Origin of the sequence: Jatrophihabitans lederbergiae, assembly GCF_031845305.1 — a bacterium.
Taxonomy (GTDB): Bacteria; Actinomycetota; Actinomycetes; order Mycobacteriales; family Jatrophihabitantaceae; genus Jatrophihabitans_A; species Jatrophihabitans_A lederbergiae.
In genome coordinates this window covers 1-14,730 of sequence record NZ_JAVREH010000027.1, presented here as the reverse complement: position 1 = coordinate 14,730, position 14,730 = coordinate 1, and the positions used below count along the sequence as shown (strand labels likewise).

The following is a 14,730-nucleotide window of genomic DNA, read 5'->3' as shown; positions in this document are numbered from 1 at the left end:
CGCCGTGCTGACACCGCTGATCGCCCGACCCGGCGGCCGGTCGAACTCGGATCCTCGCCGAACTGCGCACCGCCTGGGACCTGCTGATCGCTCCGTACTGGCCCCGCGTCGACGAGCTGATCACCGCCGACCTCGCCGGGCAGTGCCTCGCGCTGATGCCCAGCGCCTTCGTCTGATCGATGGCGTTGGTCATAGGCGACGCGGGCTGGGCGCCCACCCTGGCCTACCCCAAACAGGACCGGTGAGGGATGGTGTCTGAGGCGCGGTGTCAGCGGCTGAGCGGCTGTGACCATCGGGGTTCTGTGAGTTGGTGCGGGCTCAGCTGACGGTCTGCAGTCCCAGTACCCCGATCAGGGCGAGGGCCTCGGCGTCTGCGCTGCTCGGAACGGCGGTGTATGCGACGACGCGGAGGTCCGTTCCCTGGACGACGAGAACGTCGCAGTCGAGGGTCAGGTGGCCGACGTCCGGGTGCAGGAAGGTCTTGCGTGCTGCGGCCTGCACCCCGACGCCGCCGGTGGCCCACAGGGCTGCGAAGGCCTCGCTCGTGCGGTTGAGCTCGCCGACCAGCGCTGCGAGGGACGGGTCGTCGGGGTAGCGAGCTAGGACGAGGCGCAGGTCCGCGACCAGTCCGGAGCGCCACTGCTCGTGCTCGGCGTCGGTGAGCACGACACGGCTCGGACGGTCGGTGAACGCGCGCCACACGAGGTTCCGGTCCCGCCCGTGCCAGTTGGACGGGTCGCCTATCAGCGCCGCCCACAGGGGATTCCACGCCAGCAGGTTCCAGGCTGCGTCCAGGACCGAGACCGGTGCGTCGCCGAAGCGGTCGAGGAGCCGCTGCACCCCCGGCGTGATGCGCGTGGGTACGAGCCCGGGCTGCGGGTCGGCCAGACCGGCGAGGTGGAGCAGGTGGTCGCGTTCGGTGTCGTGGAGCCGCAGTGCCCGGGCGAGCGCCTCGGCGACCTGCGCGGACGGGTGACGGGCGCGGCCCTGCTCGAGCCGCACGAGGTAGTCAACCGACACCCCGGCCAGGGCCGCCACCTCCTCGCGCCGCAGGCCCGGTGCCCGGCGGCGACCGAACGAGGGCAGGCCGACATCGGCAGTTGTCAGCCGCTCACGCCATGCGCGCAGGGCGCCCCCAAGTCCATCCATGACCGTCAGTGTGCGCCGCTGTCGCCCCGGCAGCCTGGCCCTGCGGGTACCTGGTTGCGCATGGCGCCGGCGCGTCAGGGTGGAGCCATGACCACCACGCTGATCACCGGATCCAATAAGGGCCTCGGGTTCGAGGCCGCCCGCCGTCTGGTCGCCGAGGGCCACGACGTCTGGGTCGCCGCTCGCGACGCCGAAGCCGGGGCGAAGGCCGCCGCCGACCTCGGAGCCTCCTTCGTCCAGCTCGACGTGACCGATGACGCCTCCGTCGTCGCGGCCGTCGCGACCGTCGGCCACCTCGACGTGCTCGTCAACAACGCCGGCATCGCCGGGAGCCACAAGGACGTGCCCGACGTCACCGCCGATGACCTGCGCCACGTCTATGAGACGAACGTCTTCGGGCCCGTGCGGGTTCTGCACGCCTTCCTGCCGCTGCTGCTCGCGTCCGACAACGGGGTCGTGGTGAACGTGGCCAGCGGTCTCGGTTCGCAGGCGGTGACCCACGACCCCGACCGCGTCGAGTCCAGCGTCCTGGCCCCGGCCTACTGCTCGAGCAAGAGCGCCCTGGTGATGCTGACGACCCAGTACGCCAGGGCCCTGCCGGCGCTGCGCATCAACGTGGTCGACCCCGGCTACACCGCCACCGACCTGAACGGAAACTCCGGAACGCAGACCGTCACCGAGGGCACGGACGCCATGGTGGCGATGGCCATGATCGGCCGGGAAGGCCCAACAGGTACGTTCACCGGCCGCGACGGCACCGTCCCCTGGTAGCCAAGACCATGAGCATCACCGAAGAACGCACCAGTCACGCCCAGCCGTCCTGGTGACCGGCTGCCGATCGGCTTGCGGGCACAGGCGGCATGAGCACCTGGCCTGTGGGCACCCGTCCCGCCAGTCGCCGACCAGGCGAAGGCGGCCGGTCCGCGAAGCCTTGCCTTCGAAGTGCGTGTAGGTCGGGTTGATGCTTCGTGTGCGCACATAGCGAAGGCGACGACGACGTGGCCGACACACCCCGGGCCACGGGCGCATGACTTGAGCCGGGTTAGGCGAAGTAGTGGCCCGTCTGCACGTCCTCGACCCAGCCGGGGTGGGTGGGTTCCCATTCCAGCAGTCGGCGGGTCTTGTCGTTGGACGTCGGGTTGTCGAGTCCGGCGAAGGCAGCGAGGAAGCCGAGATACTGCGGCGCCTGCTCGTCGGTGATGCTCTTGGTCTCGATCCCGAGCTTGCCGGCGATCGTCTCGGCGATCACCTTGCGCGGGATTCCTGTGTCACCGACGCCGTGCAGCGTCGAGCCGGCGGGGGCCTTCTCCAGCGCTAGGCGGTAGAGCACGCCGATGTCGTAGGTGTTGGCCGCCGGCCAGCGGTTGGAGCCGTTACCGATGTATGCCGCCACCCCGTTCTGCCGAGCGAAGCCGATCAGGGCATGGGTGAAGCCGTGATGGTCGAGGTCGCTGTGGACCATCGGCGCGAGCCGAACGACGGACGAGCGCACGCCGTGGCGAGCCAGTCCGATCGTGTAGTTCGCCGCATCGACGCGGGGACCGCCGGCGGACTGGTCGTCCTCGTTGCCGGGGCGCCCGGTGATCCCGGCCATGGCGAGCATCAGGGTGCCGCCGGTCGTGACGAAGGGCTTGTCGGTGCCGATCAGCGTCTCACCGATCGCCTGGATGGCAGCCAGGTCTGAGTCGACTGCGCCCATGAAGTCGCCGGTGCGCATCGCCTCGTGCTTGAAGGCGAGGTGGATCACGCCGTCGGCCTCGGCGGCCGCGGCCTTGAGACCGTCGAGGTCGTCGAGATCGCCGCGGCGAACCTCGGAACCCAGGGCGGCGACGGCCTCGGCCGAGGCGTCAGAGCGGGCCAGACCGACGACCTGATGTGCGTTGTTGACAAGTTCGGGGATGACGGCGGAGGCGATGTGGCCGGACGCGCCGGTGACAAGTACGCGCATGAAGAGCTCCAGTTGGAATGGGATGTCATCTGGTGTCATCACGTTAGCACCCGCACGGCACCCGGTGTCATCAGCTACGCTCAGCTGCAATGCCCCGCTGGAGACCAGACGCCGAAGGCCGGCTCAGCAAAGTGCCGAAGTCCTATTGACCCTTCACGGATCAGCCCGGGGTGCAGTTCGGATCGGTCGTCGGCGTCGGGGTGGGAGTCGGCGTGGGAGTCGGGGTGGGAGTCGGCGTGACTGATACCGAACCCGAATCCGAACCGGATGCCGAACCAGACGCTGAACCGCTGCCGGACGGCGAGCCACTGTCCGACGGCGTCACCGACGGGGACGGTGGCGGCGGTGTGGTGCACGTCGGCTTCACGGCCATCGTCAGGGTGATCGTGGTGGTGGCCGGATCGTAGAAGATGTTCGGTGTCGGGTCCACCGCCATCACCTGCCCCACCTCGAAGCCCGGCTGCACCGGAGCCTGGACGTCCTGGTTGAACTGGGTGAATCCGAGCTGGTTGAGCTTCATCTTCGCCTGCTGCTCGCTGAGCTTGGTCACGTCGGGCAGCTTCACCTTGCCGTTGGCCACGCTCAGCTTCACGGTCGTGCCGGGCTGCACGGACGCGTTCGGCGGCGGGTCCTGGCTGACGACCTGACCGGCTGCCTGCGAGCTGTCGATGTTGACGCGGCTCGGCACCAGCCCCTGCGCCCGCAACAGTGTCGCCGCCTGGTCGTAGGAGTTGCCGGTCACCGAGGTCACCAGGACGTTGGCCGGCCCGGAGTACACCGTGTAGGACACCGTGGTGCTCTCGCTCTGTTCCGTCCCAGCGGCAGGGGTCTGGGTGCAGACCCGGCCCTTCGTCGGGCTCTTCACTGTCACCGCGCTCGGGCCGCCCGAGGTGCACGGGCCGTTGCTGCCGTCCGGTTTGGCGGTCGCCGGGGTCAGGTGCACGTTGCGGATCGCCTCGTTCGCCGCACCCGGTGACAGCCCGACCAGGGACGGCACCTGGTACGTCGCGATCGGCGCCGGCTTGCCGTTGTTGCGCAGCAGGTAGTAGGCCGACGCACCGATCACCAGCAGCAGCGCCAGCACCACCGACGTCCAGATCAGGGCGCCGCGATGGTTGGCGGTGTCGTCCTCGTCGCCGTACGCCGGGGTCAGCACGGCCGCCCGGGTGGTCGGCTTCGCCGTGGCGGTCGACAGGAACTGGGTACGTTCGGAGTCGGTCATCACCGATTCGGCCTCGACGGGCTGACCGCTCAGTGCCCGCAGCAGGTCCGCGCGCATGTCGGCGGCCGTCTGATAGCGGTTGAGCGGGTTCTTCGCGAGCGCCTTCATCACGATGGAGTCCAGCGCCGGTGGGAGGACCGGGTTCACCGAGGATGGCACCTGCGGGATCTCGCGGACGTGCTGGTAGGCCACCGCGACCGGCGAGTCCCCGATGAACGGCGGGTTGCCGGTGAGCAGTTCGTACAGCAGGCAGCCGGTCGAGTACACGTCCGAGCGCGCGTCCACCGACTCGCCGCGGGCCTGTTCCGGCGAGAGGTACTGCGCGGTGCCGATCACGGCCGAGGTCGCCGTCATGGTCGCGGCGTTGTCGGCCAGCGCCCGGGCGATGCCGAAGTCCATCACCTTGACCGCGCCGGCACTGGTGATCATCACGTTTCCGGGCTTGACGTCGCGGTGCACGATGCCCGAGCGGTGTGAGAAGTCCAGCGCCGCGCAGACCTCCGCGGTGACTTCCATGGCACGCTTGGCCGGCAGCCGTCCCTCGGTCTTGAGCACCTCGCGCAGGGTCTGGCCCTCGACGAACTCCATCACGATGTAGGGGGTGACGCCGTCTTGGCCATCGGCTGACCCGTCCTCGCCGGTGTCGTAAACGGCGACAATGGACGGGTGGTTCAGGCCGGCTGCGGCCTGGGCCTCGCGCCGGAACCGGTGCTGGAACGACGGGTCCCGTGCCAGGTCCGAGCGCAGGATTTTCACGGCGACGTCGCGTCCCAGCCGCACGTCCTTGCCCTTGTGGACCTCGGCCATGCCGCCGTAGCCGAGAAGGGGCCCGATCTCGTAGCGTCCGCCGACAAGGCGTGGTGCGGTCATCGAGCGTCCTCACTGTTCCGCTGCGGTGCAAAGCTCATCATTTAACCCCGATCGCGCCGAGATAGGCCTTGATCACGGCCTGCGCGACCGGCGCGGCGGCCAGGCCACCGGTGGTCTCGCTGCCGTTGACGCCCCCGTTCTCGACGATCACCGCGACCGCGATCTTGGGGTTGTCGGCGGGTGCGAAGCCCGAGAACCAGGCGTGCGGAGGGTTGACGTAGCTGCCGTCGGAGCGCTGCGGACCGTTGTCGGCGGTGCCGGTCTTGCCGGCGACCTGGATGCCCGGGAGCTGGGCCGCCGTGCCGGTGCCCTTGTTGACGACGTCCACCATCATCTGGGTCAGCTGGCCGGCCTGGGTGGAGTCCATCACCTGGTTGAGCACCTGCGGATTGGGACGGTTCAGGGTCGCGAAGTTGGGGGCCTGCTCCTCGGACACCAGGAACGGCTTCATCAGGGTGCCGTGGTTGGCGACCGCGGCGGAGATCATCGCGGCCTGCAGCGGCGTGACCCGGACGTCGCGCTGACCGATGCTCGACTGCGCCAGCGCCGCCTTGTCCTCGATCCGGCCGACCGAGGATCCCGCCACCCCGACCGGGATGGAGCTGTCGTTGGCGTCGATCCCGAACAGCGCCGCCTGTTGCTTGATGGTGTCCACGCCCAGGTCCATCCCCAGCTGCGCGAACGCGGTGTTGCACGAGATCGCCAGCGCGTGATCGAGCGTGTCGGTCCTGCCGTTCGCGCACTGCTCGCCGGCGAAGTTGCGCAGCTGGGTGTTCGTCTGCGGCAGGGTCAGCGAGTTCACGGCCGGGATCACACTCTGCGGGGTACGCCCGTTCTTCAGGGCCGCCGCCGCCACGACGACCTTGAACACCGATCCGGGTGGATAGGTGACGTCGAAGGCCCGGTTCATCAGCGGCTGGGACTTGTCCGCGCTGTACTTGCTGTAGGCCCCCTGAATGCCGTCGGCGGAGTGCGAGCTCAGCGCGTTCGGGTCATAGGACGGCGTGCTCACCGCGGCGAGGACGGCGCCGGTGGCCGGATCGAGCGCCACCACCGCGCCCCGCCGGTTGCCCATCGCCTGGTACGCGGCCGTCTGAGCCTGCTTGTTGAGGGTGAGCAGGACGTTGCCGCCGCGGGTGTCCCGTCCGGTGAGCAGGTTCGTCAGCCGCTGCACGAACAGCCGGTTGTCAGTGCCGGACAACACGCTGCTCTCGGCGTCCTCGATCTCGGTGTCTCCGTAGTACAGGGAGTTGAAGCCGGTGACCGGGGCGTACAGCGGGCCGTTGGCGTACTTGCGCAGGTACATCAGCGCGTCCTTCGTCGGCACCGACTCGGCAACCGGCGTGCCGGAGCCGCGCAGCACGATGGACCCGCGCTGGCGCTTGTACTGGTCCAGCACCATCCGCCGGTTCGCTGCGTTGTCCTTGTACTGGTCGGCCTTGATGACCTGCACCCAGTTCAGGTTCAGGACGACGGCCAGCAGCAGAATGCCTACGAAGATGCTGACGCGGCGGATCGGGCGGTTCATCGGCGCCCCTTCGCGGCCGTCGGGATCGGCCCGCTGTCGGTGGTGACGGCCGAGGGGGGCGTGGTCGGGGGCCGGCGCGCGGCGTCGGAGACCCGCAGCAGCAGCGCGAGCAGCCCGAAGTTGGCGATCAGGGACGACCCGCCGTACGAGAGGAACGGCGTGGTGAGGCCGGTCTCGGGCAGCAGCCGGGAAATGCCGCCTGCGACCACGAACAGCTGGAGCCCGAACGAGAAGGACAGGCCGGTGACGAGCAGCTTGCCGAACGAGTCGCGCACGGCCAGGGCGGTCGCGAAACCGCGCGAGATGAACACGACATACACGGCCAGGATGGCGACCAAGCCGAACAGCCCGAGCTCCTCCCCGAACGAGGACAGGATGAAGTCGGACTTGGCGACCGGGACCAGCTCGGGACGACCGCCACCGAGGCCCGCGCCGAAGAGCCCGCCGGTGCCGAGACCGAACAGTGACTGGCTCATCTGGTAACCCTGATCTTGCAAGTAGCTGAACACATGCAGCCAGACGTCCACCCGCTGCTTGACCGTGCCGAACAGCTCGTAGGACACGAAGCAGCCGCCCGCGAAGAGCAGCACGCCGATGATGACCCAGCTGACCCGCTCGGTGGCCACGTACAGCAGCACGACGAACAGGCCGAAGAACATCAGGGACGTGCCCAGGTCGTGATCACGGACGAGGACCCCGATGCTCACCAGCCACGCCACCAGGACGGGTCCGAGGTCGCGGCCGCGGGGCAGGTCGATGCCGATCACCCGGCGCCCGGCGAGTGACAGCACATCGCGCTTGTCGACCAGGTAGGCCGCCGCGAAGATGGTCAGCGCGATCTTGGCGATCTCACCCGGCTGGATGGAGAAGCCCGCGATCCGGATCCAGATCCGGGCGCCGTTGACCTCGCTGTACTGGGCCGGCAGCACCGCGGGCAGCAGCAACAGGAACAGCCCGATGAGCGCGAGGGTGTAGGCGTAGCGGGTGAGCAACCGGTGGTCCCGAACCACGAACAGGACGACCAGGAAGACGAACAGCCCCAGGAACGCCCACACGACCTGGCTGGCCGCGGCGACACCGGTGTACGTGGTGCCGTTCTCGGCGGCCTGTTGCGCCAGACCCAGGTCGAGGCGGTGGATCATCACCAGCCCCAGGCCGACCAGCAGCATCGCGCAGGGCAGCAGGATCGGGTCGGCGTACCGGGCGGTACGGCGGATGGCCAGGTGGCAGGCGCCGCCGATGACGAGCACCACCACCGCGTACGTCAGGACGTGGCTGGAGAGCTTGTTGTTGCGGGTGATCTCGACGACGGCCTCGGCGCAGGCGACGACCACCGCGGTGGCGAGGATCATCGCGAGCTCGATGCCGCGCCGGGTGGGAGTGCGGTAGGGAGCGCTCATCGGCAGTCCACCCCCGGCACGGGGGAGTTGGACGACGACGCGCTGAGCGGCGCGCTCGGGGTGGAGGTCGCCGAAACCCTCGGCGCTGTTGTCTTCGGTGCGGTGGTTCTGGGCGCGGTTGTCTTCGGTGCGGTGATTCTGGGTGGCGTGGTTCGGGGTGCCGTGGTTCGGGGTGCTGTGGTTCGAGGTGCCGTCTTGGTGGGCGTCGCTGTAGTTCGGGTGGGTGCCGGCGCCTGGCTCGCGGCCACCGGGCATGGCGGTTTCAGCTCATCGGCGAGCCTGGCCAGAATCGCGTCGGCGTCCTTGCGGCTGCTCGCGGTGATGCCGTTGGTGACCTGGCCGGCCGCGGACTGGGTGAGGTCATCGACGTGGATCTCGCCGTTCTCGATGATGGAGTACAGGCTGAACGGGCCGAAGTGCGCGTTGACGCCCCGGAACACGGCCACCTCACCGCCGTCCTTGCCGACGAAGTACTGCTTCTGGGTCCACAGGTAGCCACTTATCGCGGCCGCGAGAACAAGCAGGGTCACCAGTGTGCCGACGAATGCCCGGCGGTATGTCCGATGACCTTTCAACGGTGGCGGCTCTACCTGCTCCGGACGGGACATCCGCGCCGCTCTCGACGCCGGCGAGTCGTCGCTGTACTCGGGGCGGTCGATCCGGTCGGTCACCGCACCGCCCACGATCGGTACGTCGTCACCGTTCTTCAGGTCGACCACGTCGGCCACGATGCAGGTGACGTTGTCCGGGCCGCCGCCACGCAGCGCCAGCTCGATCAGGCGGTCGGCGCAGCCCTGCGGGGTGCCCGAGGACAGCGCTTCGAGCAGCGTGGTGGCGGTGACGACGTCGCTGAGCCCGTCACTGCACAGCAGGTAGCGGTCGCCCTTGCGAGCCTCGCGGATCGAGATGTCCGGGTCGACGTCGTTGCCGTTCAGAGCGCGCAGGATGAGCGACTTGCGGGGGTGATGCGCGGCCTCTTCGGCGGTCAGCTTGCCGGAGTCCACCAGCGACTGGACGTAGGTGTCGTCGTGCGTGATCTGGGTCAGCTGGCCGCCGCGCATGAGGTAGGCACGCGAGTCACCGACGTGCACCAGGGCGATCCGACTGCCAGCGAAACGGATCGCCGTGAGGGTGGTACCCATGCCCTCGAGGTCGGGGTTCTCGCGGACGGCATGGGCCAGCGTCTCCGTCGCGTCGGAGACGGTCTTGCGCAGAGCGCCGATCAGGTCGGCGATCGGACGGTCGTCGTCCAGCTCCTCGATGGTGCCGATGACGATCTTGGACGCTTCCTCACCGGCCGCGTGGCCGCCCATGCCGTCGGCGATGGCGAGCAGGCGGGGGCCGGCGTAGACGGAATCCTCGTTGTTTCCCCGGACCAGGCCGCGGTCGGAGCGGACGGCGTACTTGAGCGTCAGCGCCATCGCTCGGCCCAACTCATCGGAGCTCCAGGACGGTCTTGCCGATCCGGATGGCTACCCCCGCTTCCAGCGGTACGGGGCCTTCCACCTTGGACTGGCCGACGTAGGTTCCGTTGGTGGAGCCGAGATCTTCCAGGTACCAGACGCCGTTGGTCTCGCTGATGCGCGCGTGCCGGGTGGAGGCATAGTCGTCGGTGAGGACCAGGGTCGAGTCGTTGGCGCGCCCGATCAGGATCGGCTTGCCGGTGAGGGCGATGCGGGTTCCGGCGAGGCTGCCCTCGGTCACGAGAAGCTGCGACAGCCCGCCGCGGCTCGGACGTGGCTCGGCGGTCGCGACGCGCTTGGACTTCTTCGGCTTCGCCGGAACTGGTACGCGGGGCGCGCCGGACGTCCGAAGCTCGAGGCGGATGACCCGCACCATGCCGTAGATGAACAGCCAGAGCAGCGCCAGGAACGCGAATCTCATAAGCTGGATCGTCAGGGGTGAGGTCAAGAGTTGTCCTCGTGGAAGACCAGTCGGGTGTGGCCCACCCGGATGACGTCGCCGTGCTGAAGTTCCTGGGTCTGCACGCCGTGCCCGTTGACCGAGGTGCCGTTCGTCGAGCCGAGGTCATAGACCGCGGCGCGGCCGTCGGCGACATGGACGTCGGCGTGCCGGCGTGAGACGCCCTGGTCGAGCAACTGCAGATCGGTGGCGCTGCCCCGTCCGATCACATTGCTGCCGTTCTTGAGCTCCACGGTTCGCGGCGTGCCGTCCACGGAGAGGCTGGCGCGGTACCGGGGCTTGGCTGGAGCGCCGAGGAAGGGCGGCGGCTGCTCCTGGGTACGGGGCTGCCGCACGGCAGGCGGCGGGCTCTGGACCGGGGCGGACGGTTGGGACCCGTACGGCTGGACGTACTCGTCGGGGTTTCCGGCGACGACGGGCATTGACATGGAGTCCATCGGACGGCGCCGCGGTGGGGCTTGGGGCTCCATCCGGGACGCGATACCGAAGACGCCGGTGTGCAGGGCCTCGTCCTTGGCCAGGTAGACCTCGATGTCACCGATCGTGGCCAGCTGGTTGTCGTCGAGGTACTCCTGCACCAGTTCGGCGAGGGAGTTGGTGAGCTGGAGTTCCCAAGGGGCGAGGCGCTCGTAGTCCGACAGGCCGAGGGTGACCCGGTAGCGGTTGGGCGCCAGCACCTGGCCGTTGCCCATGACGGCCTTCTTGTCCATGGCCTCGCGTTGTAGGGCGTTGCCGATCTCGACCGGCTCGACCTGGCCCTTGAAGACCCGAGCGAAGGCGGAACCGACCATGCCCTCCAGGCGTCGTTCGAAGCGCTGGGCGAGGCTCAACGTCGGTCCCTCCTCTGGCGGTGCTGGCGGCAGTCGTGCCGCGCTGGCATGGCGGTTGATCTTGCTTTCGGTGTCGCGGGCGACCCTCAGGTTGTCCTGGGGCGTGACGATGATGGTATCTGCGGCCGGCTATGAGCCCCGCATGAGACGCCCAGCGGTCGTGTTAATCTAGGCCGTCTCTTCATGAGACCCACGCGCAAGTGGCGGAATGGCAGACGCGCACGGTTCAGGTCCGTGTGTCCGTAAGGACGTGGGGGTTCAACTCCCCCCTTGCGCACCGACTGGGCCCCAGGGGAATCTTCCTGGGCCTCATTTTTTTGATGAGTGCAATGATTTGTACTGGCCATCGCGTCACACTTGTCATGAGCATTCGACTCAGCCTCGCCGTAGCCGTCGGTGTGCTGCTGACTACCGCTGGTTGCGCGTCGGCCGCGCCCGGCGCGCTCAACCGGTCGACTCGCCCGTCGGGGTCACCGGCCAGTGCGTCCGAGCCACCTCTGGTTGGTACCGACTGGCAGCTCGCGTCGTACGGCAACCCAGGCAGCGCGCAGCGAGTCACCGTGACGACGGACTCGACAGCAGACTTCAGCGCCAAGGGCAACTTCAGTGCGCACGCATGCAACTTCTTCGGAGGTGCCGTGACCATAACCAGCGACCGCATCTCCTTCTCGAGAAGGACCTCGACCGCCATGGGCTGCGGCGGTGAACCCGGTCAGCTCGACCGGCAGGTCGAGGCGACTTTGATGCGTTCGGTGTCCTGGGCGATCACCGACCGCGTCCTGACCCTGACGAATCCCGACGGTCATGTCCTGGTCTACCGCGTCCGGTCCTCCAGCTACCCCAACCCTCGGGCGCGGACGATCCTGGCCGGCAACCGTGCCGGTGGCCAGTACCGCATCGCCGTCAAAGGCCCGTCCAACGGAAGCTCGCACCTGAGCCTGGAGTTCGAGGCGCGCACGGCCCCCGGCGAACCTTGGGGGTTCGGTGGAATCGCCTCGCCAGGGCCGAAGGACTGTCTGGCCGACGAGGTGCTGGGTCTGGGCAGCCTGGGTGGGCAGACGTTCCTCGGCGGGTGGGCGACTCCCGAAGTCGCGAAGGTAACCACGCAGGCCACCGCGGGCTCACCTGAGACGGCCCTGAAGTTTTATGCCGTCCCCGGCTCAAGCCTGCGGATCGTCGGCGTCTGGACCTCGAGCTTCGTGCCGAGCAAGAGCCCGGTCACCTTTTACGACAACCACGGCAAGGTCATCGCGGCCTACCCGCACGGCCCTGCTAGTCGGTGCGCTGGTCGGAGTGGGTGAAGGGGGTCATGGTCATGCCGCTGCCGCCCCGGACGGTACGGATGGAGCCGTCGGGGGCGAAGTCGTAGTGCATCAGCTCGCCCACCGCGCCACCGCCCGGGCCCCCCACAATTTTGAGCGTCGAGCCGTCGACCACCTCCAGTGGAGCGGCGTCATCGGCGGGATTGAGTGCGGTCGGGTTCACCGCGAAGAGGTGACCGTCGATCAGCGCCACATCTTGCACGCCCCACAGCCACGAGAACCGACCGGTGAAACGACCCGCGTCCTCTGCCGGCTCGTGCGTGGCGCCCGCACCCAGATCCAGCAACCGGAACAACGCTGTCGCCAACGGCTCGGCCGCCCCGTCGATGGCGTTGGTCAGCACGGCCGCGACCACCCTGCTCTCAAGGCAGGCCAGCGTTCGGGTGATGTGCCCGGGATAACCACCGCCGTGACCGAGAAGGTCGCGGTCCCCGATGCGGTTGAGGAACACCCCCAGCCCATAGCCGACCTCGGCGTCCTTGACCTGCCAGGCGCGGTGGCGCAGTTGGCGTAGGGAGTCCTCAGTCAGCAGCCGGTTCTCACCTGGCAGCAACGCGGTGAAGAACGCCACCAGGTCCGCCGCGGTGGCGTAGAAGCCGGTAGCCGAGGCCAACGCACCCGTGCGGACGTGGTCGATCACCGTGCGGTCCCGGGCGTAGGAGAGCGAGCTGTGCCCGGCGGCGAGATCGGCACGCCGCTGCTCAGGCAGGTCCGGGCCGGTGTCGCGTAATCCCAGGCGGTCCACGATCGTCTCATTGACCGAGTCGGCGTAGCTGCTGCCGGTCACCGCTTCGATGATCAGGCCGAGCAAGCCGTAGGCGATGTTGGAGTACTTGAACCGGTCGTTGCGCGCGAGCACAGCCGCACTCGGCGCGGCGGCAACGCGAATCAGCTCGGCCCGGTCCGGAAAGTCGCGGTGCAACTGCCAGAAGTCGCCGTCCTCGCTGTCCCGGATCACACCACCACCGTGGCTCAGCAACTCACGCACAGTGACCTCACCGATCCGACCGCCGGCCAGTTCCGCCAGGTGCGTCGCGACCGTGTCGTCGAGGCGAACCCTGCCCTGCTCGAGCAGTTGTAGCACCGCCACCGCGGTGAACGTCTTGGAATGCGAGGCGATCCGGAACAGATGCTGCGTCCCCAACAGCTCACCAGTGCTGGCGTCGGCCTTCCCGAACGCCGCCGAGATCCGCTGCTCACCCGCCACGGCCTGTACACCAGGAATCCGCAGGAACCATCGCCGGTAGGACAACCAGTTCTGGAAGTAGTCGAGGGTGTCCTGTGGCGTACCGGCGTGACTGTTCAATGCTCGCTCCGCAGAAGCTCCAGACTGACTGATGGCGTTCCGACGCTACAGCCACATTGCTCGACCGAGTCGGCGGGGCGATCTCCTAGGTGGTGCCATCTGTCGGTGCCGGCAACTAGCGTCCCCGTCGTGAGCTACCCACCGGAGTTTCTGGCTTCCACACGCACCGCTTACGACACCGTCGCCGAGTCCTATGCCGACCTGCTTCGCAACGAGCTCACGAACAAGCCCTACGACCGGGCGATGCTTGGCGCCTTCGCCGACCTGGTGCGCGACACCAGTCCCGCGACGGTGGTGGACGCCGGCTGTGGCCCCGGCAGGATCAGCGCCTACCTCACTTGCCTCGGCCTCGATGTCTTCGGCATCGACCTGTCCCCCGCCATGATCGCGGTGGCCCGCCGTGATCATCCGCGGCTCCGGTTCGAACAGGGCACCCTGGACGCGATCGATGCCGAGGACGCCAGTCTCGGCGGGGTGGTGGCCTGGTACTCGATCATTCACACGCCACCCGCGCTGCTGCCCACAGCCTTCACCGAGTTCCACCGCGTGCTGTCGGTCGGCGGGCATCTGCTGCTGGCGTTCCAGGTCGGCGACGAGCGCGTCCTCATCGAGCATGGGTACGGGCACGACGTCCGACTCCACGCCTACCGGTTGGCGCCCGAGCGCATCGAGTCCCTTCTTGACGATGCCGGCTTCTCGGTGCAGGCACGCCTGGTCCGACAACCCGGCGAACGGGAAAAGACGCCACAGGCCTACCTGCTTGCCAGCAAGTCCGGCTAGTCCGTTGCACGTCCTACGCATTGGGCACTGCGGGCGCAGGTGACCCGGCTTGTCCGTCAGTTTCCGGCTCGTCCCAGTTCATCGATGCGCGCCGAGCAGCATGTTCTCGTGACCCCAAGCCCCTCTACCGAGCAGAGCTCCTGCCATCACTGAATTACAACTTCCGAGCTAGAAATTCGACCAAGTAGGGGCCTCGACAGAGCGGTTCATCGGGGGACGGCGCGGTCCGCGGCGACGATTTGCCTGAACGGGACATCACACCTAGCTGGCCTGGCACGACCGCAGAACCTCCGTCGCGAGCTTGATCGCTCGGCACGACTCTCACTGTCGACGGCGCTCCAAAGCTGGTCGGTTCCGGCGCTTGAAAAGTGAGCGGTTGTGGGCAGTCTAGGTCTCGGTTTGGTCGGTGGTGGTGCGGATGCTGGGGAGGCTGTCGATGCCTCGTCCGCGGA

General features: G+C 68.3%; 12 protein-coding genes and 1 tRNA gene. 4 read left to right on the top strand and 9 right to left on the bottom strand.

Features of this window, described 5'->3' with window-relative positions:
- Nucleotides 1-318 precede the first annotated feature (318 nt).
- Complete coding sequence (locus RM423_RS16700; RefSeq protein ID WP_311424178.1) at nt 319-1,149, bottom strand: helix-turn-helix transcriptional regulator; 831 nt, start codon at nt 1,147-1,149, stop codon at nt 319-321.
- 87 nt (nt 1,150-1,236) lie between these two features.
- On the opposite strand from RM423_RS16700, the gene RM423_RS16695 reads away from it, so the two are divergent.
- Nucleotides 1,237-1,920 (top strand): SDR family NAD(P)-dependent oxidoreductase, encoded by a 684-nt coding sequence (locus RM423_RS16695; RefSeq protein ID WP_311424177.1) that lies wholly within the window; start codon nt 1,237-1,239, stop codon nt 1,918-1,920.
- Nucleotides 1,921-2,191: 271 nt separating this feature from the next.
- Here RM423_RS16695 and RM423_RS16690 read toward each other — a convergent pair whose 3' ends face one another.
- The 7 genes from RM423_RS16690 to RM423_RS16660 all read right to left on the bottom strand — a co-directional run bounded on the left by RM423_RS16690 (nt 2,192) and on the right by RM423_RS16660 (nt 10,870).
- Nucleotides 2,192-3,097 carry an SDR family oxidoreductase gene (locus RM423_RS16690; protein WP_396327755.1) on the bottom strand — a complete coding sequence of 302 codons (906 nt, stop codon included), beginning with the start codon at nt 3,095-3,097 and terminating at the stop codon, nt 2,192-2,194.
- Between the two features lie 160 nt (nt 3,098-3,257).
- A complete protein-coding gene (pknB, locus tag RM423_RS16685; RefSeq protein ID WP_311424176.1) occupies nt 3,258-5,189 on the bottom strand; it encodes a Stk1 family PASTA domain-containing Ser/Thr kinase in 1,932 nt (643 codons plus the stop codon).
- 37 nt (nt 5,190-5,226) lie between these two features.
- Nucleotides 5,227-6,717, bottom strand: a complete 1,491-nt coding sequence (locus tag RM423_RS16680; protein ID WP_311424175.1) for a peptidoglycan D,D-transpeptidase FtsI family protein — start codon at nt 6,715-6,717, stop codon at nt 5,227-5,229.
- Nucleotides 6,714-8,117 carry an FtsW/RodA/SpoVE family cell cycle protein gene (locus RM423_RS16675; RefSeq protein ID WP_311424174.1) on the bottom strand — a complete coding sequence of 468 codons (1,404 nt, stop codon included), beginning with the start codon at nt 8,115-8,117 and terminating at the stop codon, nt 6,714-6,716. The genes RM423_RS16680 and RM423_RS16675 overlap by 4 nt, the downstream gene beginning before the upstream one ends.
- On the bottom strand, nt 8,114-9,538 hold the full coding sequence (locus RM423_RS16670; protein ID WP_311424173.1) for a PP2C family protein-serine/threonine phosphatase: 1,425 nt from the start codon (nt 9,536-9,538) through the stop codon (nt 8,114-8,116). Before RM423_RS16670 ends, RM423_RS16675 begins: the two co-directional genes overlap by 4 nt.
- 13 nt (nt 9,539-9,551) lie before the next feature.
- Nucleotides 9,552-10,028 carry an FHA domain-containing protein FhaB/FipA gene (locus tag RM423_RS16665; RefSeq protein WP_449555811.1) on the bottom strand — a complete coding sequence of 159 codons (477 nt, stop codon included), beginning with the start codon at nt 10,026-10,028 and terminating at the stop codon, nt 9,552-9,554.
- On the bottom strand, nt 10,025-10,870 hold the full coding sequence (locus RM423_RS16660; RefSeq protein ID WP_311424171.1) for an FhaA domain-containing protein: 846 nt from the start codon (nt 10,868-10,870) through the stop codon (nt 10,025-10,027). The genes RM423_RS16665 and RM423_RS16660 overlap by 4 nt, the downstream gene beginning before the upstream one ends.
- Before the next feature lie 194 nt (nt 10,871-11,064).
- On the opposite strand from RM423_RS16660, the gene RM423_RS16655 reads away from it, so the two are divergent.
- Both RM423_RS16655 and RM423_RS16650 read left to right on the top strand, forming a co-directional pair.
- Nucleotides 11,065-11,147, top strand: a tRNA-Leu gene (locus RM423_RS16655).
- A gap of 85 nt (nt 11,148-11,232) precedes the next feature.
- Nucleotides 11,233-12,171 carry an META domain-containing protein gene (locus RM423_RS16650; RefSeq protein ID WP_311424170.1) on the top strand — a complete coding sequence of 313 codons (939 nt, stop codon included), beginning with the start codon at nt 11,233-11,235 and terminating at the stop codon, nt 12,169-12,171.
- Here RM423_RS16650 and RM423_RS16645 read toward each other — a convergent pair.
- A complete protein-coding gene (locus RM423_RS16645; RefSeq protein ID WP_311424169.1) occupies nt 12,143-13,498 on the bottom strand; it encodes a serine hydrolase domain-containing protein in 1,356 nt (451 codons plus the stop codon). The genes RM423_RS16650 and RM423_RS16645 overlap by 29 nt on opposite strands.
- Nucleotides 13,499-13,627: 129 nt before the next feature.
- Between RM423_RS16645 and RM423_RS16640 the strand changes: the two genes are divergently transcribed.
- Nucleotides 13,628-14,278 (top strand): class I SAM-dependent DNA methyltransferase, encoded by a 651-nt coding sequence (locus RM423_RS16640; RefSeq protein ID WP_311424168.1) that lies wholly within the window; start codon nt 13,628-13,630, stop codon nt 14,276-14,278.
- Nucleotides 14,279-14,730: the final 452 nt, after the last annotated feature.